Here is a 25773-nt window from a genome sequence, read left to right as displayed (position 1 = left end):
TTTGCCATTGGGTTTCGCTGAGCAAAGGCTGTCGCATAGCCATTCTCTCGCAAAATGGCTATTTTTGTACAAGTACAAAATGTTCATTGATAACACTTTGCAAAAGTGACTTTAGAAACCACTTCTAGCCAAAGATCCGCTTTAGCCGCGCCTCGTCATAGTTGACACGTTGCGCCGGAGTCATGCGCGCAAAGTCAGGCTTGCCATCGGCCCGCTTCGGCCAGTCCCGATCCGAGCCGATCTCCGCGGACTTCCCCCCGGAAACCGGATGACTCGATCCTGCCCGTGGTGATTCGGCAGGCTGCGCGCCGGGTGTCTCACGGAGCCGCGGGGCGGACTCCGAGGTGTCGGAGGCGTTTCCTGTTTGGCGAGCCGCGAGAGGGTTGTTGACGATGGTTGCGTTGGCCCGCTTGGAGGCGTTTCCATCGTAGCTCATCGCTTGATCCGTCAGTTGCAGATCTTGATCAAGCGGTCGATGTGGACGAATCCCCAGGCTTTGCAACACCCCGTGATAAACGCGCACCGCTTCCGACGGTCCCACTTGTCCATCGGTGATCAACCGCAGCATTTCGATAAACGCCAACTGATGTTCCGCTTGATTGATCTTGCGCCCGAACAGTGCCACGCGCGCGCCGTATTTTTGGGCGTCGTGAATCAATCGAAAAGCGTCGAAGGTTGTCCCCGCGCCCCCGCCCAGAATTCCCACCACCAGATTGGGATCGTACTGCGCCAACTCCTCCATCGCCTTCGGGCCATGATAGACGATCTTCAGAAAATCGGGACGGCCCGCCTCCGGTACTCCGGCCAGGATCCGCAAGATATTGTCGTTGATGAATTCGCCCAGTTTCTCCGAGGGCACGCCGGAATCGACGTTCGGATCGAAGACCTCGAGGAAATGCCGGAACCCTTTGCGTTCTGCCTCCTCGCGAAAAGCTTTGTACCACAGCAAAGCCTCGCGATCCTGGTCGAGGTCGTTCACGAAAGTGATCGAATACAGTCCAAGGTTCGCTCCCGGAAAGTCTCCGCTGCCATCCCGATAACACTTGACCTCGCCGCACTGAATCTGGTCGATGCTCGCGCTCCGAAACGGCTGGCTCGGCTCCCGCGTGTAGCACCCGTGCCGCACGGCCCAGACGTCCGTCGTGTCGTTCGCTCTCGCCGCCGGCGTCACCGGAGAATCGCGGAACAACCCTTCCTTGATCGCGAGTTGCTCGCTCACGTAGGCCGACATCAACATGATGTCCACTTTTCCCTGCCGCGTGATTTCCCGAATGATGTCGAGGAATTCGGGGAGATTGCGGTAGCCGAACTCGCCGCGCGTCCACACTTCCGGTGAGAACTGGGCCGGACGCGCCCCGCGCCCCGACAAGTACGTCCTCGGCCCCGGAGCGCGCACCCCGAACGCCATGTCCGCGTCCTTCGCATCGGCCAGAATGAACGATTTCGAGGACGGATTCGCCTTGATTTCAGCGAGTTTGGCGTCGAGCGATTTCATGGTCCGGCATCAAGCTTTCACCTTGGCCAGCGTTTCCTTCAACGCCCGGGCCGAAGCCTGCAATCCCATGAGTTCCTTGGGCCACAGCTTGATTTCGACTTGCTTCTCCACGCCTCGCCGGCCGACCACCGACGGCACACTCAGGCAGATGTCGCGAATGTCATAGGCCCCCTGGATCCATGAGGAAACCGGGAGCAGCGTTTGCTTGTTCAACAGCACCGCGTGAACGACGTCTCGGATGGCAACGCCCACCGCCCAACCCGCTCCGCCCTTCCGTTTGATCACCTCGGCGCCGCTGCCCTTCGTTCGCTCGAAGACCGCGTTTTGAAAACCCGCGTTGCATTCCGGCAGCCCCGCCAGAGGCAGCCCGTTCACCGCGGCGCTCGACCAGACCGGTATCATCGAGTCTCCGTGCTCGCCCAGGATTAACGCCTTGACCTGCGTCGGCGCCAGTTTGAGCTCATCCGCAATCAACGAGCTGAAGCGCGACGTGTCGAGCATCGTCCCCAGCCCGTAAACCTGGTGCCAGGGCAGCCCCAACCGCTGCGCGGCCAGATGCGTCAGAATATCCACCGGATTCGACACCACGAACACTTGCGCGTCCTTCTTGAATCCCGCGGACTTGATGCTGTCCAGGATGCCGAGGAACAGCGCCACGTTGCGGTTGATCAGATCAAGCCGGGATTCATCGGGTTTCCTCCGCAACCCTGCCGTGATCAGAAAAAGGTCGCTGTCCGCCGCCCGCGCGTAATCTCCCGCGTAGATCCTCTGGTCCCCGCAAAACGCGCTGCCGTGCAACAAATCCAGCGCTTCTCCGTCCGCCAAATCCTTGTTCGCGTCCAGAATCTGAATTGACGAAACCAATCCGCCACATTGCAGGGCAAACGCCGCGCACGAACCCACCCGTCCGCCACCGCCGATAATCGTCACTTTCATATCAACGAGTCTCCCTCCCGCATTTCACTTCATGTTCGATAGAATTTGGTCGGTGATCGCCTTGACCGCCGCCTCCGCCTCCGAGTCGAACGCCGCCGCGGATTCGGGTTTGGGAGGGATCGCACACGTCACACCCGGACGCCATTCCGCGTTGTCGCAAAGTTCGCACTCTTTCAAGCCATGCCGCGGATCCGGAATGCCCAGACTCTGTTTGATGCGCAGCAGATCTTGCAACTGGCCGGGAGTCATGGTTTTCGCCGGCACCCCCAACTGCGCCGTCACCAGCACCGTCCGGCAATACGCCTCCAGAATCTCCATCTTGAAATAGGCGTCCTCCAGGCTGTTGTGGCTCCACGAAACCACGCCGTGATTGGCCATGAGAATGGTGTTGTGTTTGTCCACCAAGTCCGCCACCAGCTTGCCCATTTCGGGCGTGCCCGGGGTGCGGTAAGGGGCGATCGCCACCGAGGAGAAGACTTCGTATTCGGGAATCATGCAGGTCGGCGGTTCGATGCCGGCCACGGCGAATCCGGTGCTGTAGGGCGGATGGCAATGAACCGTGGCCACCGCGCGAGGCTGCCGCTTCATGATCTGCAGGTGCATCAGGATTTCGCTGGTGCGCCGCTTTTCACCGCACAATTGGTTCCCCTCAAAATCCACCAGGCACATGTCCGCCGGCTTCATGAATCCCTTGCTCACCAGCGTCGGCGTGCAGAGCGCGACGTCCTCGCCCACCCGAATGGCCAGATTGCCCCCGTTACCATCGACATAAGCGCGTCCCCACAGCCGGCGCCCAATGTCGCACAACTGCTCCTGGAGCGCCCCGGCCTCCGGGGAGCGAAAATACGCCTCGAGTTCGGACCGGGGCGATTGGGAGCTGAGGGGTTTCGCGGGCGCGGTCGGGGCCGGGGAAGCGGCGCCGCCACTCGGCCCGTTTCTCCGCGCGTTCTCGAACTCGCGAATCGCGTCGCGCGCGCTGGGCGTCAACAACGCGTCCGCGGGCAAATGCTTCAAATCGCCGTCCTTGGCGAGCAGTTGTTCGACTTCTTTGGCGGTAATGACATGGCTCATAATCTCAAGCTAACGGGAAGCAGGAGGGCCTGGTTTCCACGGGTTGAAAAAAATCTCGTCCACCAGCGCCGCGTTGATGGCGTCGATCGGGGCTGGCGGATCCAGCGGTTGCGCGGCTTCCCGGCCCTCGATGTAACCGACGGTTTGTCCGACTCCGCCCCCCAACGCATCGTAGATGACCAAGCTCGGATCCCGGCTGAGGGCCGGCGCCGCGCTCACGCCGAGCTCATACTGTTCGCGCGCGTAAGGCGAAACCAACAACCAGCGGCCCCCTTCCAGCTCAGGGACCACCTTGCTCAGAGTGACGCGTCCGATGACGGTGCCGAGTTTCATAGGCGCACCCCGGGTTCTCGCTCGTCCACCACGCCGAGCACCAGCCAGCGGGCGGGGCTTTTGGGATCACCCACCGCGGCGCGCGCCGCCGAGCCGTCCGAGGAAATCACCACTTGCTGGTGCATGCCGGCGCCATGGGCGTCGATGGCGATTTGCGGCGCGCCTTCTGGTTCCCCGGACACCCCGATCGGCTGGCAGATCACCAGCCGCCAACCCTCGAAGCTCGGGTGTTTGCGGGTGGCGACCACGTTGCCTTCGACACGGGCGAGGAGCATGAGTGAATGTTGGAGCGTTCCGCCGCGCGGAAGAGCCGCGCCTCAATAGATTCTCAAATTATCGACCATCACGCAGCGCCGCACGCGGGTGAAGGTTCGAGGATTGGTGACGCCTTCGCCGGTCGGCGTGGCGATGGAATAACTCAGATATCCTTCCCCGCCCAAACCCAAGCCCGCCATGCACGGCCCGTTCTTGATGAACAGGGTGGTGTCCAGCGCCCGGCCCATCGCCGTCATCGTTTCCACGTCGTGGGAATGAATGATGCTCGTATGCTTGTAGCCGTGCTCGGCTTCCAGCGAACGCCGGATGCCTTCCTCCAGGTTCTTCACCCTCACCACGGGCACGAAGGGCATCATCTGCTCCTCCACCACGAAAGGATGCGAGGCGTCCGTCTCCGCGAACAGCAACTGGGTGCCCGCAGGCGCCGCCAGCCCGGCCGCTTTCGCCAGCACCGCCGCGTCCCTGCCGATGAAATCCTTGTTGACCGACGCGTGCCGACATCCCCCGCCTTCTCCCGGCTTGAAGGTAAACGCGGCCCGGGTCAACGCCTCGAGTTGCGCGCTGTTCAACCGGAGCGCGCCATGTTTCTCCATCTCGGACATCAACTTGTCGGCGACGTTTTCCAGGGCGAACACCTCTTTCTCGCCGATGCACAGCAGATTGTTGTCGTAAGCCCCGCCTTGAATGATCGCCTTGGCCGCCCGCTTCATGCAGGCGGTGTCGTCCACGTACACGGGAGGATTTCCCGGACCGGCGCAAATCGCGCGTTTCCCGGTTTGCATCGCCGCCTTGACCACGCCGGGCCCGCCCGTCACGAGCAGCAGACGCACGGCTTCATGAGCGCAAATCGTCTTGAACGAATCCATCGTCGGCTGCTCAACGATCGTGACCAGATTTGCGATCCCCGTCTCCCGCTCAATGGCTTGATTGTAGGCCCGCACGGCAAGCGCCGCGCACCGCGCTGCCGAAGGGTGCGGATTGAACACGACCGCGTTCCCCGCCGCGACAATGTTCACGATGTTCCCGCTTAAAGTCGGAATGGAATGCGTCGAGGGGGTGATCGCCGCCACCACGCCGAACGGCGTGTACTCCTCCAGCGTGATGCCATGATCGCCGCTGCGTCCGTCCGGGCGCAGCCAGTCCACGCCCGGCACCAGCTTGATGATCTGCAGCTTTTCAATTTTGTGATCGAGCCGGCCGATCTTCGTCTCCTCCAACTCGATCTTGCCCCACTCCACGGCGTTCGCTTCCGCCATGGTTTTCACGATCTCCTCCACTTTGCGCCGGGCCGCCAGCCCCTTTTTTTGCAGCTGCAAATAGCCCTCGTGCGCCGCCGCGCACGCCTGGGAGGCGTCTTGAAAGACACCTTGAACGCCGCCCGTCGCGACGGGTCTCACTGCGGGAATGCCTCCCGGCTTGCCGCTGCATCCGCAGTCCGGCTTGGCCGCCGTCGCACTGGACCCCGCGCCCGCTCTGGCCCCAAGCCGGCCCAGCACCTCCGCCACCACGTCTCGAATCAATGCCTCGTTGATCGCGCTCATAATCTTGACACCTCGGAAATCCGCCTTCGCCACTCACGGGCTCCACCGCGCGCTTTTCGGCGCCGCCCGCAGTCCTAACTTTTCGCGTTGTAAGTTTGCCGCCCGAACACGTCCACCGAATCCACGATCCCGATGATCACCGCGTCCACCGGCGCCTCTTTCAATCCACCCGCCAGCCGCGCCGAACTGCCCTGACAAAACAACACCATCTCGCCCACGCCGGCGCCCACGCTGTCCACCGCCACGATCGTGTTCGAACCGGGGCGGAACTTGGATGGATCCTTGTCGTCCACCAGTTGCGGGCGCAGCAGGAGCAGCTTGCGGCCGCTCATGCTGGCTTCCTTTTTGGTGGCCACGACCGACCCTTCGACGCGCGCGAGGAACATAGCGCGTGGGGTCAGGCCGTCTTCTTCTTGGGCAGAATCGTGTCCGTGTCCGGATGCGGACGCGCGATCACGTGCACGCTGACCAAGTCGCCTTTGATGGCCTTGATCGCTTGCGCGCCGGCGTCGGTCGCGGCCTTGACCGCCGCGACGTCACCCACGACGACCGCGGTGACCAGGGCGTTGCCGACCTGGGTCATCGGGCCCACGAGTTCCACGTTGGCGGCCTTGAGCATGGCGTCAGTCCCTTCCACCAGGGCGACCAGGCCGCGTGTTTCGAGCATTCCAATGGCTTGTTGTCCCATAAGTTCAGTCTTGTTTTCTGTTGATCGAGATTTCGGCGGGGTCCGCCGGGCGCGCCCTTTCAGGCAGCGCCGTTTTCTAAAAAATTATCGCGATTGCTGCAGCCATCGCTGGGTTTCACGCGCGACCACCAACTCCTCGTTGGCGGGAATGACCAGGACCTTCACGCGCGATTCCGGCGCGCTGATCTCGCCTTCCGCGCCTCGCAACGCCGCGTTCTTCCCGGCGTCCAGCACCACGCCCACCTGGTCCAGGTTGGCGCACAGGGCCGCGCGCAATTCGGGGCGGTTCTCACCAATGCCCGCCGTGAAGACGATGGCATCCGCCCCGTTGAGCTGGAAAAAATACCCCCCCATCCACCGCCGCGCCTCATGCACGAGCACGTCCATCGCCAGTTGCGCCTTGGCGTTTCCGCCCGCCGCCGCTTGCTGCAAATCGCGCACGTCGTTGGAAATCCCGCCGCTCAGCCCTTGGAGTCCGCCTTCCTTGCTCAACTGCCGTTGCGCTTCCTCCACGGAAAGCCCCAGCGCCTTCACCGCGTAGGGCAGCGCTTCGGCGTCCAAATCACCGACCCGGTTGTTGTGCGGCAAACCGGATTGCGGACTCATGCCAAGGCTGTTGCCCACCGCCACTCCGTTGCGGATGCCGGTGATCGAGGAACTGCCGCCGAGGTGGCAGGAAATCACCCGCAGATCGGAGCCGCTCAAAGAGGCCGCGCTGCCTCCCGTGTAAAGCGCCCGAACCCTCGCCGCCACGTCGTTCCGTCCCAGCATTTCCGCGCTGCGTTCGGCGATGAATTTGTGGCTTGCCCCGTGAAACCCCCAACGCCGGATGCCAAGTTGGAACCAGGAATCCGGCACCGCGTACCGCATGGCCGCCTCGGGCGCCCATTGATAAAAGGCCGTCTCGAACAATCCCACCAGCGGTGCCTGAGGCATGCGCTGGCGAAAGAGACGAATGCCCGCGATGTAGGGCGGATTATGCGCCGGCGCCAACCCGGAATAGGCTTCCATCGCCGCCAGAACGCTTTCGTCCAGAAGCACACATCCCGAAACATCCTTGGCCACCACGGTCTTGAATCCAACCGCGGCCAGCTCGGTTTCGGAACGGATATGTCCGGACTCCTTCAAGCTCGCCAAACATTGCTCGATCGCCTTCGAATAATCGGTCACTCGCTCGAGTCCGCCCTTGTGCAGCATGGTTTCAGTCCCTTCTGAGAACTGAAACAAACGCCACTTCAAGGAAGTGGAACCGAGATTGGCGACCAGGATTTTCAACGCGATGAGGCGGTGGAGACGTTCAGCGCCCAAGCTCGCCGCCCTTTCAAACGGGGGCGGAGAGATGGAGGCCGGGATCGGTTTACTGCAGCCAGCGTCCCAAGGTGCTCAGCCCTTCGTGCGGACGCGGGATCACTTGCACGCTGATGACTTGGCCGACCTGGGAAGCCGCCGCGGCCCCGGCGTCCGTCGCGGCCTTGACCGCCGCGACGTCTCCGCGGAAGAACGCGGTGACATAGCCGCTGCCGACTTTCTCCCAGCCTGTCAGGGTGACGTTGGCGGCCTTCAAGGCCGCGTCGCTGGCTTCCAGCAACGCGCACAGGCCTTTGCATTCGATCATTCCAATGGCTTGTTGTGGCATAATTGAGTTGGTTGAAAGGTTTGTTACTTCTTCACCGCCGTTGCCGTGGGCACGAAGACCTTCAACAGATCCTCATGTGGACGCGCGAGAATGTGGGAGCTGATGAGCTCGCCCACCTTGGACGCCGCCTTGGCTCCGGCATCCACGGCAGCCTTGACGCTGCCGACGTCGCCTTTGGCCAGGACCGTGATGAGTCCGCCGCCGATGGGGATGGTTTGCACCAAAGTCACATTGGCAGCTTTCACCATGGCATCACTGGCTTCTACCGCGCCGATGTAGCCCTTCGTTTCGATCATTCCGAGTGCTTCGCTCATTTGTTGTTGTGTGGTTGAGGGTTGAAAGGTTGATTCGTGTTCGCCGTGGTTCCTTAAATCGTCAGCTCGCAAGGGGTGTCGGGCTGTAAATTGCAGGCATTGCCTTCATCGGTGTCGATGTGAACCTCCAGCTTGAAGCTGGGATCCACGCGCACGAGCATTTGATCCAACGTAATGCCGCAGGGCCCGCCCAGGCGGAGCTTCATCGCTTCGCCCGCCTTGACGCCGTAATAGGCTGCATCCGCAGGCCCCATATGCACGTGCCGCAAGGCGCGGATCACGCCTTCAGGCATTTCAAAAAATCCCGCCGGCCCCATGAGCATGCACCCCAGCGTCCCTTTGATGTTGCCCGAGATCCGCAAAGGCAAATCGAAACCGAGCGCGATCCCGTCGGTGTAAGACAATTCCACCTGATTCAACGTGCGGCAGGGACCCAGAATGCGCAGGTTCGAAATGATGCGGCTGCGCGGACCGATCAGCGTCACCGTTTCCTTCGCGGCAAACTGACCCTCCTGATACAGCCACTTATGCACCCCGAGCTGATGCCCCTTGCCAAACAAGGCCTCCACCGCCTCCTGGGTCAGATGACAATGCCGGGCACTCACATTCACCACCAAAGCGTTGGGGGCCGCCGCCGTGCGCGGCAAAGGCTTGCCCATGCGCTGGTAAACAGCCTGACGCACCCAATGCTCAACGACAGATCGATGTGGAATCGAATCAAGAACGGCCATAAACTGTCACCTTTCTAAGCTTTGAAAGGAAAATGTCAAACAAAGATTGCAAAATCTACCATTTTCTTTCACGTTTGTGAAAGATGCAGCCCGAAGAGCGTCAAAAAAGGATCGAAGACTATCTTGGACGCATGGAATTCGCCTCCCTGGACGAGTTATCGGAACTGGTGGATGCCTCGATTTCCACCGTGCGTCGTGACCTGGATGCTTTGGAAACCAAAGGTTCGGTCAAAAGGACTCATGGCGGGGCGAGATTGGTCAATCCGGCGACGGATGAGTTTGTCTTTGCCACGAGAGACACCCAGCAGTTGTCGGAAAAGGAGGCCATCGCCAAAGCCTGTGCCAGCCTGATTCTCCCCAATCAAAGCGTCATTCTGGATGCCGGCACGACGGTTTTTCATGTGGCCCGCTATTTGGAGGAGAAAACGCCGCAAATCCTGACTCACTCGCTCCCGGTGGCCAATCTCTTCGCAACCTCGAACCGTCTCGAGGTCATGGTTTCCGGAGGAGTGCTCTATCCACGCCTCGGCGTGCTTTACGGACCGGTCGCGGTGGAGGCCTTCTCCAAAATGCACGCGGACGTCGCCATCATGGGGGCGGGCGGCATCGACGCCGAAGGGGTGTCCAACTCCCACGTGCTGCTCATCGACATCCAGCGCGCCATGTTAACTGCGGCGCGCAAGGTCATTCTTTGCCTGGACCATACCAAGTTCGGGAAGCGCTCCCTGGCTCAATTGTGTGTGCTGGACCAAATCGACGTGTTGGTGACCGATGCGGCCGCACCCGGCCGGTGGGTCTCGGACCTCCGTTCGCGCGGCGTGGAAGTGGTCCTGGCCCCGGGCCCGTCCAACGGCCCTCCCGTGGATTCCGGAGTCCCGGCTCCTCCTGCGGTCGAATCCGCTCCCCCACCCCCTCAACCCGGCAAAGCCCAGCGCTTCGACATGCTGGATTGACAGGGGCTGGATCTTGGAAGGCTGCCAAACGCCCTTCCAACCGTTAAACTTAAGCGGAGCAGTTGAGCGTCTCGAAGGTGCGCAAAGGCTTGAGCGAATTCGGCAAGGGCAACTGCTCCGTTCAGGTTAAACCTCACCAGAGCCATCACGGAAAGGCCTCGTTCTTCGTCGTGCTTTTCTCAATGGGCCACGGAATGGGCGATGCCCACGGCGACGGAATCCGTTGGGATTCCTGGGATTCCTGCGGGACGAGTATGAGTTGCGTTTCGTCGGTTGGGACGGGATAAACTTCCCGCCCGAAGATTTCCGGTAACAACTTCTGAAAAATGCTTCTGTGGGTGGAGGTGAAGGAATAGAAGTCATGACTACGAACGCAAATGAACCCACGAACTGTCCGAATTGCGGCAAACCACTGCCAGCCGGCATCCTGGCGGGCCTTTGTCCGGCCTGCCTGATGGCGCAAGGTGCGGAAACCGAGCCGGCGGAGACGAAGGCCCGCGGCCGGTTTGAGCCGCCGAAGCTGGCCGAGATTTCCCGCCTGTTTCCCCAACTGCAAGTGCTGGAACTGCTCGGCGCCGGCGGTATGGGGGCCGTCTACAAGGCCCGGCAACCGGCGCTCGACCGGCTCGTCGCCCTCAAGGTGTTGCCGACGGGCGGTGGTGTCGGCTCCACGGAGCGTTTCAACCGGGAGGCCCGGGCACCAGCGAACCGGCGGTGGACCTCAAGAACAGTTTCCTGCTTCGGCAGGGAGAGCGGTTGCCCGTCGATTTCGATCGTCTCTACCGTCAGGGCGACCTCAGCCAGGATATTTATCTGGCGCCGGATGATTACCTCTACATCAAACCCGCTACGGCGAAGCAGGTGTAGGTGCTCGGCACCGTGCTCCGCGCGGCGGCGATTCCTTATGGGCCCAATCTTACTTTGATGACCGCGATTGCCTCGGCCGGGGGCCCGGCCGAGTATGCTTACCTGTCCCAGGTGGCCATCGTCCGCGGCACGTTGAACGCGCCGCGCATTGCCGTGGTGAATTTCGCGGACATTGCGAAAGGGAAAGCCACCGATTTCAAGCTGGAAGCTGGCGATGTGGTGTTTGTACCGTCCGCGCCCTATCGCAAGCTCGCCCAGTTTGGTGAGCGTGTGCTGGGGACCTTCGTCAACTCGATCGCGGTGAATGAAGGAAGGCGGGCCGTGATTTTGGGAGCCGAACCCACGCAGATCACACTGCCGTTTGGCGGCGGTGGAGGCGGCCTCTAGGCCCGGATATTTCATACTGAGCTTATATCCGCGACAGGACGCCGCGTGAGGGCACGCGGCCTCCCATCGCGACTGCCTCCGTGTTTGTAGGCCCGGTGTCCTCACCGGGCGTCCCGCGCATGAAATAGGCGGGCTTTAGGCCCATGGCCCCAAGCCCGGACGGTTCGATGCCGGCACGTTTCTGTGCTGCCAGACGCACACTTTCCCCCTTCAGATTCTGCCGCTAACCTCCGCCGCGTCCCAAAAACGACTGGAAAGCCCTAGCCCGGATATTTCATACTGAGCTTGAATCCGCGACAGTACGCCGCGTGAGGGCACGTGGCCTACCATCGCGACGGCCTCCGTGTTTGTAGGGCGTCCCGTGCATGAAATATGCGCGCTAGTGCTTCTGCCGTCGTCTCCCGGCCGAGACGACGGATTGGTTGGAGCCGCAGTGTGGCCGGATATCCCATTGCAATGAAGCTGCAGTTTCGGCAGGTTGACGGACTGATTTCGACATGAGGCAGTTTGTGACGATCGCGGTCAACGCGTTGATGGAGCTGGTTCGCCAGCCCATCTACCTCATTTTGATGACGGCGGCGGGGGCTTTCACCATCTTCATTTCCAGCGTTTATTATTTCGGGTTTGGCGAGGATCAAATCATGGTCAAGCAGAGTGCCCTGGCCATCATGCTGGTCACCGGACTGTTTGCCGCGGTTTACGCCGCTTCGGTTTCGGTGGCGCAGGAAATTCGCACGGGCACGGCCCTGGCCGTTCTGGCGAAACCCGTCGGGAGGGCGACTTTCTTGCTCGCGAAATTCGCGGGGGTCGCGGGTGCGCTCGCGGCGCTGACCTATGGCAATCTGCTGGCGGCCTTGTGCGCCAGCCGCATGGCTTATGATGTTTATGGGGAGCCGGACCGCCGGTCGTTGGCCATTTATTTTGGATGCGTGACCGCCGCGTATCTCATCGGCGGTTTGATCAATTTTTTCTTGCGGCGCCCCTTCGTGGTCAACGGGGTGTTTGCCTATGGAGCGATGGTGACGCTGGCCTTCGTGGTCATCAATTTTTCCGACAAGGAGGGCAAGGTGCAGGCGTTTGGAACCGGAGTGGACTGGCGGTTGATCCCGGCGGGCCTTTTGATCCTGCTGGCGTTGTGGTTGCTGGCGGGACTCGCGATTGTCTGCACAACCCGGTGGGACTTGATGCCGACGCTGGCCTTTTGTTGCGCGCTTTTTCTGGCGGGCCTGATGTCGGATTACTTTTTGCACGAAAAGGCGATGAGCGGGGAATGGTGGGCGTCCGTGCTTTACACGCTGTTCCCGAATTGGCAGGTTTTCTGGCTCGCCGACGCTCTTGAACCCAGCAAGACCGTTCCGTGGAGTTATGTCGGGAAGGTTTCGCTGTATGTGGCCGGTTATTTGGGCGCGGCCCTAGCGTTGGCGCTTTGGCTGTTTGAAGAACGTGAATTAGCTTAACGGGCACTACTTGGCATGGACCGCAATCTCACACGAAATGGATTGGTGAATTTGGTGGCGCTGGTGGTCGCGGCTGGGGCCGCGGGCGTCCTGGCGGGCGTCACCCATGCGCACACCCTGCTTCCGTCCGCAGCCTTCCTGCTCACCGGGGTGGCAGCGGCGCTGCTCAGCTATTTCCAGATGCGGCTCGAAGAAGCCGAACGTCTGGAAAAGCTCGAGTACGACCAATTGAGCAAAGCCCCCGCCGGATCGGCCCTGTTTACGGGCGATCCCTCCGAGGTGTTGCCGGCCCGGCGCTCGCGGGAGCAGTTCGAAAAGTGGTTCGTGCCGGTTTTGACCGTGCTGATCCTTTCCGCCCAAGGCTGGGGAGTTTGGTGGCTTTGGAAGAAACTGGAGTCCGCCCCATTGCATGCGGTCATTCCGCAGGGCCGGCTGGCCATGGCGGTGCTTGGCATGGTGGCGCTGATCCTGTTCCTACTCGGCAAGTACGCCTCCGGCCTGGCTCGCATCGAAGGACGGAGGTTGTTGCGTCCCGCCGCCAGTCACGTGCTGCTGGGAGCCTACCTCGCATTCGGCTGCACGGTGGCCATCGGCGCCACGGAACTCGGATTTGCGAAGGTCGATCTTTACGTGGCAAGGATTCTGGCGGTCCTGCTGGGCATTACCGCAGTCGAGCTGATCCTCAATCTCCTGCTCGAAATTTATCGCCCCCGGGTGAAGGGTCGTTCGGCGCGCATTTTGTACGAGAGCCGGTTCATCGGCTTGCTGGCCCAGCCGGAGGGTCTGGTGACCACCGCCGCCCAGGCGCTGGATTACCAGTTCGGATTCAAAGTCAGTGAAACCTGGTTTTACCGTTTTATCGAGAGGGCCTTTGCCTGGCTGATTTTGCTGCAGCTCGGGCTCCTGTTTCTTTCCACCACCTTCGTGATCATCGAGCCGAGGGAACAGGCGCTGCTGGAGCGGTTTGGCAAGCCCGTGGCGGGTCGCGAGGTGCTGGAAGCCGGTATTCATTTCAAATGGCCGTGGCCGATCGACCGCATTCACCGGCATGTCACCCGCGAAGTGCAGAAGTTCGTCGTGGGCGTGGTGCCAGATCCAGAACTTGAAAACGAGCGGACCCTCCTCTGGACCAAGGCGCACAACAAGGAAGAGATCAACATGATCGTGGCGACCGGACAGTCTCCCGCCTTGGATGGAGCGGAGCGGGAGCAGGGGGTGCCGGTCAATTTGCTCACCGTCAGCATACCCGTGCAGTTTCGAGTGACGAACCTCGTGCATTGGGCGACCCGGCATGCCGCACCCCGGACCATCCTGGAACGACTGGCGTCGCGCGAAGTGGTCCGATACCTGGTGAACGTCGATTTTGAAGACATTATGGGCCGCGGCCGTTTGGATGCCGCGGCGGTTTTGCAGCAGCGCGTCCAGCTCGCATCGAGTCACGCGGGGTTGGGCGTTGAAATCGTGTTTCTCGGTTTGCAGGACATTCATCCGCCGATCAAGGTGGCCAAGGAATTCGAGGCCGTGATCGGCGCGCAGCAGGAGGCTCAAACCAACATTCTTTCCGCCCAGGAATACGCAGCGTCCATCGTGCCTTCCGCCCGGGCGAAGGCCACGAATCATTTGACGCGGGCGCAAAGCGAGCGGGCCAACAAAAACGCCAGTGTCATGGGCGAGGCGGCTCTGTTCACCCATCAACACGCCGCCTACCGAGTCGCTCCGTCCTCGTACGCCCAGCGAGCTTATCTCGAAACGGTGGCGCGATCCGTGGCCGGCGCCCGCAAATACATCATCGCCGCCACCAACACGCACGACGTAGTTCAGTTCAACTTTGAAGACAAACTGCGGCCGGACCTCCTCGACGTGGCTGTGCCGCCTGCTCGCCGTTAACACGATGTCGCCCCGACCTATTCGATCCTGATTTTCACGTCCCTATGAAACGCAATCCGATTACCCTGATCAACGGTCTCCTGCTCTTGCTGATTTTCGGCCTGATGCTTTTTCTTTTCCAAGTGCGAAGCACCGAGGTCGCCGTCGTGACCACCTTTGGCCGATTTTCGCGCAGCATCACCCAGCCCGACTTTTACTTTCGAATGCCCTGGCCGATTCAGAAGGTTTACAAGTTTGACAACCGCATTCAGGCGTTTGAAAAGAAGTTCGAGCAGACCACGACGTCGGACGCGCTCAACCTCCTGGTCTCGGTGTATGTGGGCTGGCGGATCGCCGACCCGAAGCTTTTCCTCGATACGTTGAACGGCGACGTCACCAAGGCGGAGCAAACCCTCGATCCGCTAGTGCGCAACGTGAAGAACGGCGTCATTTCGCGCTACGCTTTTTCGGACCTGGTGTCCACCAACGCCGCCGCCCTCAAGTTCGACAAAATCGAGGAAGAAATGCTTTCGATGATCCGCAGCCAGGCGAGGGACAACTATGGCATTCAAATCGACCTGCTGGCCATTAACCAGCTGGGTCTGCCGGAAAGCATCACCACGGCGGTGTTCAACCGCATGAAGGCCGAGCGGCAGCGCCGCATCTCCGAGTTTCGCAGCCAGGGCGAAATGCAGGCCTCCATCATCAAGGCGACCGCCGAGAGTGAAACCAACCGGCTTATGACGCTGGCGCAGGCCGAGGCCACCAAGATCTTGGGTGAAGCCGAACGCGAGGCGGCCCGGTTTTACACCGTGTTCGCGGAAAACCCCGAACTCTACATTTTTCTGAAGAGTCTGAAAGCCCTCGAAACGAGCACCAAGGAAAAGACGACCCTCATTCTCGACCCGCAGAGCGCACCGTTCCACTTGTTGAGCTCTCCCGCGGCGGATCGGCCTCAAACCGGATTAACACGATGAGCGAGCAGCCCAAAGGACCCGGCTCGCCCCAGGGTCAACCTCATTCGCACGAGCACGATCATCCTGACCATGATCACCACCATGATCATGGGCACGATCATTCCCATCACGATCACGCCAAAGCCGCGCCGGGGAACGGGGCTCCGGTGCCTGCCACCGCCACGGGAGTCGACGACGCCGGCACCCAGGCGCTTTCCGAAGCCCTCAGCAGCAGCTTCAAGATCGTTCGCTTTCTTCTCGCCGGGCTCGTGGTCCTCTTTGTCCTGTCCGGCATGTTCACGGTCGAGCCGAACGAGCTCGCGGTCAAACTTCGCTTCGGGCGGCCCGTGGGGGTGGGCGCCGAACAACAACTGCTCAAACCCGGCTGGCATTGGGCTTTTCCTTATCCGATCGAGGAAGTCGTCAAGATTCCCGTGGGCCAAAGTCATGCCTTGACGACCACAAACGGCTGGTATGCGGTGACGCCGGAGGAAGAGGCTCGCAACGAGCGTCCCGCCGCCAAATGGTCCCTCGCCCCCGGTGTCGATGGCTACACCCTGACGGGGGACGGCAACATCATCCACGTGCGCACGCACCTCAAATACCGCATTTCGGATCCGCTCACCTACGCGTTTCGCTTTGCGCAGGCGTCGAACGTGCTCGCCCACGCTGTCAACAACGCCATGTTTCACGCTTCCGCCCGGTTCTCGGCAGAGGCCGCTCTTTATCATGAGAAGGCTCGTTTTCAAGAGGCGGTGGTGGGCAAGCTGCGCGATTCGATCAGCACCCTAAGCTTGGGCATCTCGATCGAGACCGTGGATGTGCAAACCAGCGCTCCGCTGGAGGTGCTGCCCAAGTTCGAGGAGGTTTTGACCGCGCAGCAGGAAGGCGATGCCAAGATCCGCGACGCCGAGGGATATGCGCGGAGCGCGCTCAACCGCGCCGGGGGCGATGCCGCCGTGATTCGCAACGCCGGTCTCAACGCCAGCAATCAGTTGGTTCAAACTGTTTCCGCCGAAGCCAAGTATTTTTCCGACCAGCTTCCCTATTACCGGAGCAATCCCGACCTCTTCCGCCAGCGCTGGCTGTTGGAAGCGCGAACCCAGGTGTTCACCAACGCTCAGGAGAAACATTTTCTGCCGGTGCGCGGGGACGGCCGGACCCGCGAACTGCGTCTGCTCTTGAGCCGGGAACCTCAAAAGCCCGTGGCCAAAGAACAACCGTGATGCCGTGCTATGCAAGTCTCCTCCTTATTGAGCCGTCAGGATTCGCCTCCCGATCATCGTCACGATCACCCTCATGATCATGAGCACGGAGAGGGTTGTTCAGACTCCGGGCATCATCTCTCGCACACTCCCGTGCGGTTGAAGCAAACGATTGCCGGGCTGATCTTCATTCTCAATTCGTTCCTCGTCGAGTGGGTGTTCCCGAGCGGCGCCAATGTGGCCGGGGTGAGCGCCATGATCGGCGCGGTGATTCTCGGTTATCCCATCGTTTGGACCGCGATCAAAGACTTGCAACGCGGCGTCTTGAGCACGACCGAGCTGGTCGGCATCGCCGTGCTCGCGTCTTTTGCCTCCGGCCATTATCAGGAGGCGGGAGTAGTCGCGTTTTTCATGCTGATCGGGGAGATTATCGAGACGCGCACCGCCGAGGGCGCCCGGGCCTCCATCGAGAGCATCATCAAGCTGACTCCCACCAAGGCGCGCCGGCTCAAGGGCAATCAAGAGGAGGAGGTCCCCATGCAGGAGCTCGCCGTCGGTGACATCATCCGCATCCGCCCGGGCGACAATGTCGCGGCGGACGGCGTCATTGTCAAAGGCCAGGGTTCCTTCAATCAAGCCAACATTACCGGCGAGTCTCTTCCGGTGGACAAGAAGGCGGGCGACGATGTCTTTGCCGGGACGCAGAATCTGACCGGCGTTCTCGAGGTTCGGGTCAGCCGGGCCGGCCAGGACACCACCATCGGGCGGGTGCGCAAGCTCATTTTGGACGCCGAGCGCACCAAGCTGCCGATCATGCGATTGGTCGATCAGTACATGGGCTTTTACACGCCGCTCGTGCTGGTGATCGGCGCGTTGGTCTGGGCCTTTACCACGGATCTGAGCCGCGTGATTTCCGTGTTCATTGTTTCCTGTCCTTGCGCCTTCATTCTGGCCACGCCGACGGCGATGGTGGCCGCGCTCTCGTCGGCGGCGCGTCTTGGCATCTTGATCAAGAACATCGGGGATCTTGAACTGGCGGCGCGCATCACCGCCTTCGTCTTCGACAAAACGGGCACCCTGACGAAGGGCATTCTCGCGGTGAGCCGGCTGGCTCCGCTCGGAGGAGTCAAGCCCGCAGAGCTGTTGCGCATCGCCGCCTCGGCCGAGAAATACAGCAATCATCCGACGGCCAAGGCCCTGTCGCAACTGGCCGCCGAGGCGGGCGTGCCCCTGCTCGAACCGGCCCAGTTCACCGAAACCGCCGGACGCGGTGTGCAAGCGGAGCTCGAAGGCGCGAAAATCCTGGTCGGACGCGCGCAATGGCTCAAGGACAACGGCGTCCCCGACGATTTCTCGTCTTCCGTCGATGTGAACGAAACCGAGGGTTTCAGTTTGGTCTATGTCGCTCGCGGGGGGCGTTGCATCGGCTGGATCGGATTGCGGGATGAAACCCGCGCGGAAGCGCGGGAGTCGCTCGTGGATTTGAAGGAAGCGGGCGTGCGCCGGATCGCGATGATTTCCGGAGACCGTCAGCCCGTGGCGATTCGCGTGGCCAGGGAAATCGGCTGCGAGGAGGTCATCGGCGAATGCCTTCCCCAGAACAAGGTGGATTTCGTAAGGCAAATCAAAGCGAAGGGGTATCGGGTCGCGGTGGTGGGGGATGGCGTCAACGACGCTCCGGCCCTGGCCGCTGGAGACTTGGGCATTGCCATGGGCGCGGCCGGGAGCGAGGTGGCCATTCATTCGGCCACCATTGCGCTCATGAACAACGACCTGCGCCGCCTGCCTTTCCTCGTGCGTCTTTCACGCAGCACGCGCGCCGTCATCAACCAGAACTTTTTGTTCGGAGTGGCCTTTGTCATCGGCGGCCTCGTGCTCGCGGCGCTGAAATACATCAACCCGGTGGTGGCGGCGATCATGCATGTTCTCGGGTCCTTGATTGTGGTCTTCAACAGCTTCCGACTTGTGCGCCAGGGGGAAGAATTAGAGCCCGCGCTCGCGCCTTCGGCCCCGCCACCTCCGGTCGCTCCCGACCCGGCCCAGGGCTCCGTGCCGAGCATGGCCCCGCGCCCCGCTTAAAAGGCCACCGCCCCGCCCATGCCCCTCGCGGCTCCTCCCTCGCCCCCGTCCACCTCCGTGTCCGGCGACGTCGTCATCGCCGTGCGCGGCTTGACCAAGGAGTTCAAAGACTTTTGGGGCCGGCGGAAGGCGCGCGCGGTCGACAGCGTGGATTTCGAGGTGCGGCGAGGGGAGGTGTTCGGCTTGCTGGGACCCAACGGTTCGGGCAAGTCCACCACCGTCAAAATGCTGCTGGGGCTGCTCTATCCCACGCGGGGAACGATCGAGGTGTTTGGGAAATCACCGCGGCATGTCGTCACCAAGTCCCGCATCGGGTATTTGCCAGAGGAGTCCTACCTTTACAAATATCTCGATTCCACCGAGACGCTCGATTTTTTCGGCAGTCTTTTCGACTTGCCCGGAGCCGAGAAGAAACGGCGCGCGGAGCAGTTGCTCGAGATGGTCGGGCTGAGTGCGGCGCGCACGCGCCTGGTCGGCGAGTTTTCGAAGGGCATGCAGCGGCGCATCGGACTGGCGCAGGCTTTGATCAACGATCCGGATTTGGTGTTGCTGGATGAACCCACGGCCGGGCTGGATCCGATTGGCTGCCGCGAAGTCAAAGATTTGATTCTTGCGCTCGCCCGCCGCGGCAAGACCGTGATCCTGAGCAGCCACTTGCTTTCGGACGTGGAGGATGTCTGCGACCGCGTGGTGATTTACTACGGCGGCAAGATCCAAGCTATGGGCACGCTCAAGGAGTTGCTGGCCGCGCCGGACGAAGTGCGGATTACCGCGCCGGTCCTTTCCCGCGAAACCATGGGCCGAGTGCTGGAGATTCTGCGGTCGGAGGCCGGATCGGATCGCGTCCGGATCGACACACCGACGCAGAATTTGGAAAGCTATTTCCTCGGTGTCGTCCAGCGGGCGCGCCAGAGTGAGACCGCCACTTCGGGAGCCACCTCGGGAGGCCAGGTGGCGGCTTATCTCCGCGGTGGGGCGGATACCCCGGCGAGTTCGGACAAGATCCTGGAGCGGCTTTCGTTGGCTGAACCGGCGGCCCCGGCTCAGGCAGAGCCCGTAGCCCCCGCGGTGGATGATCGCCGGCTCGATCAGTTGGCCCAAGGGGAAGCCAAGCCCGAGCAGTCGCCCCAGGCCAAGCCGGTGGATCTCAACGAGGCCAATCGGAAACTCAGCGGGCTTTTGGGCTCCGACGAGCGGAAGGAGTAACCCTTGGAACGTCCATGCGCCGAATCCTCGCCATCGCCCGGCTGACCATCAAAGCTGCCGTCCGGTACAAGCTGGTTTGGATGCTCTCCGCCTTGCTGGTGATGGCGGTCGGTGTGATGCCGATGTTCTTGAAGGCGGCCGGCCGGCCGCAGGATATTTCCCAATTATTGATCACCTACTCGCTGAGCGCGGTGGTCGGACTTCTGGGCATTGCAACGTTGTGGCTGGCCTGCGGTACGCTGGCCCGAGATATTGAGGATTGCCAGTTGCAGATGGTCACGGTCAAACCGGTGGCGCGGTGGGAGATTTGGATTGGGAAATGGCTGGGGATCATGGCCCTCAACACCTTCCTGCTGGTGATCTCCGGTGCCGCCATTTTCCTCATCCTGCAATATCGAGTCTCGAAGCTGAGCGCGGAGGATCAGCGCCTCTTGCGCGAAGAGGTGCTCGTGGCGCGGGGGTCTGTCAAAGAGCCCGCCATGGACGTGGAACCCGTGGTGCAGCAGGTTTTCAACGAGCGCATCAAGCAGCAAAACGTCGCGGCCATGGATCGGACGTTTGTGTTGCAACAGGTCCGTGAGCAGGTGAAACAGGAATTCCAAATTGTTCGTCCGGGCACCGGCCGTCGTTGGAGGATTCCATTGGGGCTGGCCCGGTTTCAATCGGCTGGCAAACCCTTGTTCATTCGCACCAAGTTCACGGCGACGGAGAAAAGCCCTTCCGGCACGTTTGTGGCGCTCTGGCAGGCCGGTGTTCCCGACACACCGAAGCTGTGGCGCTACCAGATGAGCCTGGCCCCGGACGCCTATCACCAGTTTGAAATCCCTCCCGATTTGTTCGACGACCAGGGTGTCTTGACGGTGGAATTTTATAACCCAAACGAGACCAGTTTGCTGTTTCAACTCGAGGATGGCATGGAAGTGCTCTATCCCGAGGCCGGTTTCGGCCTTAATTTTGCCCGCGGCTTGGGCGTGATTCTGCTCTGGCTGGGGCTGTTGGCGTTTGTGGGTTTGGCCGCGGCCAGTCTGCTCGCGTTCCCCGTGGCGGCATTCTTTTCCGTGGGATTGATGGTCATCGTTTTTTCCAGTGGCACCATGGCCCAGGCTTTGCAGGAAGGCACCGTGTGGGAGGTCAATCACGAAACCGGCGTCGCGGATGAGAAAGCCCCCGTCGATTATATTATCCTTCCGGTCTTTCGCGGCGCTTTGCAATTGATCGGGCTGGTGGAGGAGTTTTCACCCATTGACTCCTTGAGCACGGGGCGCAGCATCTCGTGGAACCAGCTTGGCCGCGCGATGCTGCAAGTGTGGGTCGTGCTCGGGGGAGTGTTTGCCCTGTTCGGCGTGGTCACGCTGACTCGCCGCGAAATCGCCTTGCCTCCGGGGAGCAACTGATGAAGACCGCGCGCGAACGCCTGTACAAGCCCGTCCTCGCCGTCCTCGCCTTGGCGTGCATGGTGCTGTCCGGGATGGCGCATCGCAATCTCGCGCAAGAGCGGGTTCGCATGAAGCTGACCCGGCTTTCACCTCCCGAAAATTTGCCGCCGGTCCTTGCCTTCACCACCGTCGCCCTCGGCGGTTTCCGGGGCCTCATCGCCAACGCGCTTTGGATTCGCGCCTCGGAGATGCAGGAAAAGGGGCGCTACTTCGAAATGGTGCAACTGGCGGACTGGATTACCAAGCTGCAACCGCATATTGCCACCGTGTGGTATCACCAAGCCTGGAACATGGCCTATAACATCTCCGTCAAGTTCGACGATCCCAACGACCGCTGGCGGTGGGTGCAGCGCGGCATCGAACTGCTGCGTGATCAAGCCATCAAATTTAATCCGGAGCAAACCATCCTCTACCGCGAACTCTCCTGGTTCTTCCAGCACAAGATGGGGCAGAACCTCGACGACGCCCATTTCCTGTACAAGGAATCATGGTACAAGATCATGATGGAAGCCCTGGGCAGCGGACGCCCCAACTACGACGAATTGCTCAACCCGACAACCGAGGAGCAGAAAAAGCGCGTGGCTCATCTCAGGGAAAAATTGAAGCTCGAGCCCGCCATCATGAAGAAGATCGATGACACCTACGGCCCCCTCGAATGGCGTCTCCCTGAGACCCATGCCATCTACTGGGCCTTTCGCGGATTGGAACATGGAACCCCCAAAGACCGCACCACCGTCCGGCGCTCCATCTTCCAATCCATGCAAATGGCTTTTCATCGCGGCCGCATCATCGAGAACAAAGTCTACAAACGCTTCGAGTTTGGCCCCAATTTGGACATTATCCCCAACGCCAACGCCGCCTATGAGAAGATGATTGCCGATGATGCGGAGATGCGGGACAACTTCAAAACCGGCCACAAGAATTTTATCAAGGACGCCGTCTATTTTCTCTACACCCACAACCGCCAGGCCTCGGCTGCGAGCTGGTTCAAGAAACTGAAGGAGGAATACCCCGGCGCCGTGGACGCGAATCTCACGATGGACGAATTTGCCGTCGCGCAGGTCACCGAGCAGATGGGTGATATTTCCCACGACCGCACCAAGGCCGTGCTGCAGGGCTTGTGGGAAACCGCATTTTACAATCTGGCGATCGGCGAGGACGATCAGGCGGCCGGATATGATCGGCTGGCCCAGAAGGCTTACATCCGGTTCCAGCAAAGCACCTCGTCTTCCGTAGGCCGCGTCGGTTTGCCGCCGATGGATTTGCTTCGCCGCGATGTGATCGATCGATTGCTCGCTCCGGACAGCGGCGTCGGGCCTGAACTCGCCAAGCAACTCCGCACCAAACTGGGGCTGGCGGCCGGCGAGAACACCTCGGCGGTCAAACCCGAAGACGCGGCCATGGCGCAGGGGAGGCCCACCCAGCACGTTCCTTACAAGGGGTCGGCCACCAATGCCGCAACCAACGCGCCCGCAGGTGGCAAAGCTCCCCTGAAGATCATCTCGACCCCGATTCCGGAGTGAGGCTCCCAGCGAGGCTACTGCGACTGGCTTTCAGCCCAGTCGCGCTCCAATCGAATCCCATCGGGGTTGCATCACCCGCGCCCGTCGTCGGAGCGCGGCGGGGTCGCAGACCAGCCGCGGCAACGTCCGAACAACGAAGCGCATCCGAACCTTCCACCCGTCCGGTCCTAGGGAATGTTTGCTGAGTCCGGCGGCAGCGTGAGGCGGAAATAGCGTTCTCTCCCGGCCGTGGTGTTGGTGAATACGAAGCGTCCTTCACTGGGAATGATGCCGGTGGTCACCGGGAGCCAAAGAATCGGAGAGACAAGGTCCGCCGTCGTTTCCAGTTGAAGCGGGAGGCCGGACTGAGGCCACGTCACCACCACCCGGCTGGCTGTCCCCACCCCTCGGTGCAGCATCAGCGTTCGATCAGTTTCGCTCAGCACCACCGCGCGCGCATGGCTCACGTTGTTGATCGGGAATGGATCCAACTCAAAGCCGAACGCCCGTGCCGTGTTGGTGAAGTAACCCGACCTCGGCGCCGTTCCCCGCAGTCTCACGGTCGCGCTTTGACCGTTCGTCATCACTCCCAGAGCGACTTCCACTCGATTGGCCAGCTTCACCACAGGCCAGGCCGACGCCACCGAGTCGATTTGGACGCTCGTCGGGAAGGTATTGGTCAAACCCACCCGCGAGGCGGCGAGCGGGCCGGCGTTCGTCACGGTGATCCACCACTCGAACATGTTTCCGGGCGCGACCGGCGCTCCGGGAAACTCCACTCGAGTCCGCAAATCCGAGGTGCCGGTGACGATGAACACATTCGTGCTTCGAGCGGTGCCGTCGGGAGTGCGCACGGTCAAAACGCCGTTCGTGGCGCCGGCAGGCACGCGCATCTCCAGACGGTCGGGGGCGCGCGCCGCGAAGTCCGCGGCGACCTCCCCGAGCAGCACGGCTGAGACCTCGCCAAAGCCCGAGCCTGTCAGCGTCACCAGGGAGCCCGCCGGTCCGAAAAGCGGATCGAATCCTGCCACGGTGGGCGCCACGCCGAGGGATTCAGGCAGAGTATGAATGCCGGCATCGGTCTCAAGGGTGAGCGATCCGCGCAGCGCGGTGGCCGGCAGCACGAAACGCAATTCGTTCGTCGATGAGAGGGTAAACACCAGCTCCAGCTCGCCCAGTCGAAGCGAGGTGGCACCCGAGAAATTGGTGCCGCGCACCAGAACCTCCTCGCCGGCTATCGCAATCCGTTTCACCAGAGGTCCCATGCGGGGAAGACCTGAAAACACCCATCGGTTGGAACTCGACCCGCGCGGACTGGAGACGATGAGGGGTCCCGTGGTGACTCCGGCCGGGGCCATCGCAAAGAGTTGAGTGGGTGCGGTGATCTCGACACCCGCCGCGATTTGGCCATTGAATCGAACCGCCGTTGCCGCATCCAAATTAATGCCGGTGATCTTCACCACCGTTCCCGGCGGTCCCGAGGCCGGTTCGATGGAGGTCACGAAAGGAGCTCGCCCCGTGACCAGGAACGGCACGCTGCTCGTGCTCGCTCCAGACCGGTTGCTGACCACGATCAGACCTTCGGCGAATCCCTCCGGGACCACGGCCTGAATTTGCGTATCGGCAGTGACCGCGTAGCTCGCGGCCGGTCGGCTCCCAAAGCGAACCGCGGCCGGCCCCGTTAGCCCTGAAAAATTGATGCCTTCGATCCGAACCGGGGATCCCGCCGCGCCGAAGGGCGGATCGAAGTCGAGAATCAAGGGCCCCGTGGCAAGGGTGAATGAGTTGGTGCTGGTGCCGGTTCCAAACCGGTTGGTGACACGCAACGGTCCGGAGGTCGCGCCTTCAGGAATGGTGATCTGGATTTGGCCCGGAGCGGCGCTGGCGATGCCGGAGACGCTCTTGCCGTTCACACTCGCGCCCAAGAGGTCCTCGAAATTGATGCCTTCGATCAGGACCGCGGTCCCCGGCCGTCCCAGCGTCGGGGCGAATTGCCGAATGACGGGAGCACGAGTGACGACATAGGGCACACTGCTGGTGACACTGCCGAGGCTGCCCCGCAGAACAAGGGGTCCGGTCAACGCCGTCGCCGGCACGGTCACCTCCAGTTGGTCGATCGCGGTTCTTAAGAAGGACGCGGCCACGCTTCCCAGAAAAACCTGCGACACATTTTCCAGATTGGCGCCAAAAACGTGAAAACCTGAACCCGGCGGTCCCAGCGCGGGTTCAAAGGCGTCCACGATGGGGGCTGGACCCGTGATCGCATAAGGCGACGGGCTGAGGCCGAACCCCACACTGCTGACCACGGCCAGTTGGGCATTGGTCGTCGCGTTGGGAAGCACAGCAAAGATCTGGCTGGAGGAAGTCCGCTGGAAATCGATGGGAGTCGTGCCCAAATACACATGGGTGGCATTGCCGAAATTGGCCCCTTCAATGAGGATGGTGGTGCCAGGGGCGGCGCGAGCCGGGCGCACCCTGAGAACTCGGGGCGGCGCCAGGAAATGGGTCGGGCTTGAGGCGTTTCCCGTCCTGGATTCCACAATCACCGGCCCGCTCAACACGTGCTTGGGCACGATGGCGATCAAGCGCGTCGCGGAGAGCACGGAAAAATCCGCCGGCACGCCCCCGAAGGTCACGGCGTAAACTTGGGACAAGTCGGTGCCTTGGATGGTCACGGTGGCGCCGGGCGGACCCGAGCGCGGCTCCAGCGAAGAAAGAATCGGAGCGCCATCGGCCCGTGTGAGAACCAGCACACTCAAGAGAAGCACAACCCACGGGCGAAAAAACGGAATCGAACGAGGGTGTAATCTGGGTCGGCGAATACAGGACATGGGGGAG

General features: G+C 61.5%; 23 protein-coding genes. 10 read left to right on the top strand and 13 right to left on the bottom strand.

What is annotated here, in order from left to right:
• Window positions 1-124: 124 nt before the first annotated feature.
• The 12 genes from FJ404_06980 to FJ404_06925 all read right to left on the bottom strand — a co-directional run bounded on the left by FJ404_06980 (window position 125) and on the right by FJ404_06925 (window position 9021).
• Window positions 125-1495, bottom strand: coding sequence for a hypothetical protein (locus tag FJ404_06980; GenBank protein MBM3822614.1), 1371 nt, complete (start codon window positions 1493-1495; stop codon window positions 125-127).
• A gap of 9 nt (window positions 1496-1504) precedes the next feature.
• A complete protein-coding gene (locus tag FJ404_06975) occupies window positions 1505-2431 on the bottom strand; it encodes a lactate dehydrogenase (GenBank protein ID MBM3822613.1) in 927 nt (308 codons plus the stop codon).
• A gap of 24 nt (window positions 2432-2455) precedes the next feature.
• Window positions 2456-3502: a class II aldolase/adducin family protein gene (locus FJ404_06970; protein MBM3822612.1), complete on the bottom strand. Its 1047-nt coding sequence runs from the start codon at window positions 3500-3502 to the stop codon at window positions 2456-2458.
• A 9-nt stretch (window positions 3503-3511) separates the two neighbouring features.
• Window positions 3512-3835, bottom strand: coding sequence for an ethanolamine utilization protein EutN (locus tag FJ404_06965; GenBank protein ID MBM3822611.1), 324 nt, complete (start codon window positions 3833-3835; stop codon window positions 3512-3514).
• Complete coding sequence (locus FJ404_06960; GenBank protein MBM3822610.1) at window positions 3832-4110, bottom strand: ethanolamine utilization protein EutN; 279 nt, start codon at window positions 4108-4110, stop codon at window positions 3832-3834. Before FJ404_06960 ends, FJ404_06965 begins: the two co-directional genes overlap by 4 nt.
• A gap of 42 nt (window positions 4111-4152) precedes the next feature.
• On the bottom strand, window positions 4153-5652 hold the full coding sequence (locus FJ404_06955) for an aldehyde dehydrogenase EutE (protein MBM3822609.1): 1500 nt from the start codon (window positions 5650-5652) through the stop codon (window positions 4153-4155).
• 74 nt (window positions 5653-5726) lie between these two features.
• Window positions 5727-6038: an ethanolamine utilization protein EutN gene (locus tag FJ404_06950; protein ID MBM3822608.1), complete on the bottom strand. Its 312-nt coding sequence runs from the start codon at window positions 6036-6038 to the stop codon at window positions 5727-5729.
• 11 nt (window positions 6039-6049) lie between these two features.
• The gene (locus FJ404_06945; GenBank protein ID MBM3822607.1) at window positions 6050-6340 is read right to left on the bottom strand and encodes a BMC domain-containing protein; all 291 of its coding nucleotides are present in this window, start codon (window positions 6338-6340) and stop codon (window positions 6050-6052) included.
• Between the two features lie 84 nt (window positions 6341-6424).
• A complete protein-coding gene (locus FJ404_06940) occupies window positions 6425-7615 on the bottom strand; it encodes an acetate kinase (GenBank protein MBM3822606.1) in 1191 nt (396 codons plus the stop codon).
• Window positions 7616-7697: 82 nt separating this feature from the next.
• Window positions 7698-7976, bottom strand: coding sequence for a BMC domain-containing protein (locus FJ404_06935; protein MBM3822605.1), 279 nt, complete (start codon window positions 7974-7976; stop codon window positions 7698-7700).
• 23 nt (window positions 7977-7999) lie between these two features.
• The gene (locus tag FJ404_06930; protein MBM3822604.1) at window positions 8000-8290 is read right to left on the bottom strand and encodes a BMC domain-containing protein; all 291 of its coding nucleotides are present in this window, start codon (window positions 8288-8290) and stop codon (window positions 8000-8002) included.
• A gap of 53 nt (window positions 8291-8343) precedes the next feature.
• Window positions 8344-9021, bottom strand: coding sequence for a phosphate propanoyltransferase (locus FJ404_06925; GenBank protein MBM3822603.1), 678 nt, complete (start codon window positions 9019-9021; stop codon window positions 8344-8346).
• A gap of 83 nt (window positions 9022-9104) precedes the next feature.
• Between FJ404_06925 and FJ404_06920 the strand changes: the two genes are divergently transcribed.
• The 10 genes from FJ404_06920 to FJ404_06875 all read left to right on the top strand — a co-directional run bounded on the left by FJ404_06920 (window position 9105) and on the right by FJ404_06875 (window position 22956).
• A complete protein-coding gene (locus tag FJ404_06920; protein MBM3822602.1) occupies window positions 9105-9974 on the top strand; it encodes a DeoR/GlpR transcriptional regulator in 870 nt (289 codons plus the stop codon).
• Window positions 9975-10853: 879 nt separating this feature from the next.
• Window positions 10854-11228 (top strand): hypothetical protein, encoded by a 375-nt coding sequence (locus FJ404_06915; GenBank protein ID MBM3822601.1) that lies wholly within the window; start codon window positions 10854-10856, stop codon window positions 11226-11228.
• 497 nt (window positions 11229-11725) lie between these two features.
• Complete coding sequence (locus FJ404_06910; protein ID MBM3822600.1) at window positions 11726-12685, top strand: hypothetical protein; 960 nt, start codon at window positions 11726-11728, stop codon at window positions 12683-12685.
• Between the two features lie 15 nt (window positions 12686-12700).
• Entirely contained in the window at window positions 12701-14572 is a 1872-nt protein-coding gene (locus FJ404_06905; GenBank protein MBM3822599.1) for a protease modulator HflK, read from the top strand.
• A gap of 44 nt (window positions 14573-14616) precedes the next feature.
• Window positions 14617-15528 (top strand): protease modulator HflC, encoded by a 912-nt coding sequence (gene hflC, locus FJ404_06900; GenBank protein ID MBM3822598.1) that lies wholly within the window; start codon window positions 14617-14619, stop codon window positions 15526-15528.
• Window positions 15525-16733 (top strand): protease modulator HflK, encoded by a 1209-nt coding sequence (locus tag FJ404_06895; protein ID MBM3822597.1) that lies wholly within the window; start codon window positions 15525-15527, stop codon window positions 16731-16733. Before hflC ends, FJ404_06895 begins: the two co-directional genes overlap by 4 nt.
• A gap of 9 nt (window positions 16734-16742) precedes the next feature.
• Complete coding sequence (gene cadA / locus FJ404_06890; GenBank protein ID MBM3822596.1) at window positions 16743-18791, top strand: cadmium-translocating P-type ATPase; 2049 nt, start codon at window positions 16743-16745, stop codon at window positions 18789-18791.
• Between the two features lie 18 nt (window positions 18792-18809).
• Window positions 18810-19997, top strand: a complete 1188-nt coding sequence (locus FJ404_06885; protein MBM3822595.1) for an ABC transporter ATP-binding protein — start codon at window positions 18810-18812, stop codon at window positions 19995-19997.
• A gap of 14 nt (window positions 19998-20011) precedes the next feature.
• Complete coding sequence (locus FJ404_06880; protein ID MBM3822594.1) at window positions 20012-21391, top strand: ABC transporter permease; 1380 nt, start codon at window positions 20012-20014, stop codon at window positions 21389-21391.
• The gene (locus FJ404_06875) at window positions 21391-22956 is read left to right on the top strand and encodes a hypothetical protein (protein MBM3822593.1); all 1566 of its coding nucleotides are present in this window, start codon (window positions 21391-21393) and stop codon (window positions 22954-22956) included. Before FJ404_06880 ends, FJ404_06875 begins: the two co-directional genes overlap by 1 nt.
• A 167-nt stretch (window positions 22957-23123) precedes the next feature.
• Here the strand turns inward: FJ404_06875 and FJ404_06870 are convergent, their stop codons facing one another.
• Window positions 23124-25766: a DUF11 domain-containing protein gene (locus FJ404_06870; protein MBM3822592.1), complete on the bottom strand. Its 2643-nt coding sequence runs from the start codon at window positions 25764-25766 to the stop codon at window positions 23124-23126.
• Between the last annotated feature and the right edge of the window lie 7 nt (window positions 25767-25773).

The organism is Verrucomicrobiota bacterium (genome assembly GCA_016871495.1).
Taxonomy (GTDB): Bacteria; Verrucomicrobiota; Verrucomicrobiia; order Limisphaerales; family VHDF01; genus VHDF01.
The sequence above is the reverse complement of the archived record's forward strand: the minus strand, read 5'-3'. Positions and strand labels throughout refer to the sequence as shown.

Excerpts from the sequence above, each read along its gene's own strand:
- FJ404_06980 (MBM3822614.1), bottom strand. The coding sequence starts at position 1,495 with ATGAAATCGCTCGACGCCAAACTCGCTGAAATCAAGGCGAATCCGTCC.
- FJ404_06975 (MBM3822613.1), bottom strand. The coding sequence starts at position 2,431 with ATGAAAGTGACGATTATCGGCGGTGGCGGACGGGTGGGTTCGTGCGCG.
- FJ404_06970 (MBM3822612.1), bottom strand. The coding sequence starts at position 3,502 with ATGAGCCATGTCATTACCGCCAAAGAAGTCGAACAACTGCTCGCCAAG.
- FJ404_06965 (MBM3822611.1), bottom strand. The coding sequence starts at position 3,835 with ATGAAACTCGGCACCGTCATCGGACGCGTCACTCTGAGCAAGGTGGTC.
- FJ404_06960 (MBM3822610.1), bottom strand. The coding sequence starts at position 4,110 with ATGCTCCTCGCCCGTGTCGAAGGCAACGTGGTCGCCACCCGCAAACAC.
- FJ404_06955 (MBM3822609.1), bottom strand. The coding sequence starts at position 5,652 with ATGAGCGCGATCAACGAGGCATTGATTCGAGACGTGGTGGCGGAGGTG.
- FJ404_06950 (MBM3822608.1), bottom strand. The coding sequence starts at position 6,038 with ATGTTCCTCGCGCGCGTCGAAGGGTCGGTCGTGGCCACCAAAAAGGAA.
- FJ404_06945 (MBM3822607.1), bottom strand. The coding sequence starts at position 6,340 with ATGGGACAACAAGCCATTGGAATGCTCGAAACACGCGGCCTGGTCGCC.
- FJ404_06935 (MBM3822605.1), bottom strand. The coding sequence starts at position 7,976 with ATGCCACAACAAGCCATTGGAATGATCGAATGCAAAGGCCTGTGCGCG.
- FJ404_06930 (MBM3822604.1), bottom strand. The coding sequence starts at position 8,290 with ATGAGCGAAGCACTCGGAATGATCGAAACGAAGGGCTACATCGGCGCG.
- FJ404_06925 (MBM3822603.1), bottom strand. The coding sequence starts at position 9,021 with ATGGCCGTTCTTGATTCGATTCCACATCGATCTGTCGTTGAGCATTGG.
- FJ404_06920 (MBM3822602.1), top strand. The coding sequence starts at position 9,105 with ATGCAGCCCGAAGAGCGTCAAAAAAGGATCGAAGACTATCTTGGACGC.
- FJ404_06910 (MBM3822600.1), top strand. The coding sequence starts at position 11,726 with ATGAGGCAGTTTGTGACGATCGCGGTCAACGCGTTGATGGAGCTGGTT.
- FJ404_06905 (MBM3822599.1), top strand. The coding sequence starts at position 12,701 with ATGGACCGCAATCTCACACGAAATGGATTGGTGAATTTGGTGGCGCTG.
- hflC (MBM3822598.1), top strand. The coding sequence starts at position 14,617 with ATGAAACGCAATCCGATTACCCTGATCAACGGTCTCCTGCTCTTGCTG.
- FJ404_06895 (MBM3822597.1), top strand. The coding sequence starts at position 15,525 with ATGAGCGAGCAGCCCAAAGGACCCGGCTCGCCCCAGGGTCAACCTCAT.
- cadA (MBM3822596.1), top strand. The coding sequence starts at position 16,743 with ATGCAAGTCTCCTCCTTATTGAGCCGTCAGGATTCGCCTCCCGATCAT.
- FJ404_06885 (MBM3822595.1), top strand. The coding sequence starts at position 18,810 with ATGCCCCTCGCGGCTCCTCCCTCGCCCCCGTCCACCTCCGTGTCCGGC.
- FJ404_06880 (MBM3822594.1), top strand. The coding sequence starts at position 20,012 with ATGCGCCGAATCCTCGCCATCGCCCGGCTGACCATCAAAGCTGCCGTC.
- FJ404_06875 (MBM3822593.1), top strand. The coding sequence starts at position 21,391 with ATGAAGACCGCGCGCGAACGCCTGTACAAGCCCGTCCTCGCCGTCCTC.
- FJ404_06870 (MBM3822592.1), bottom strand. The coding sequence starts at position 25,766 with ATGTCCTGTATTCGCCGACCCAGATTACACCCTCGTTCGATTCCGTTT.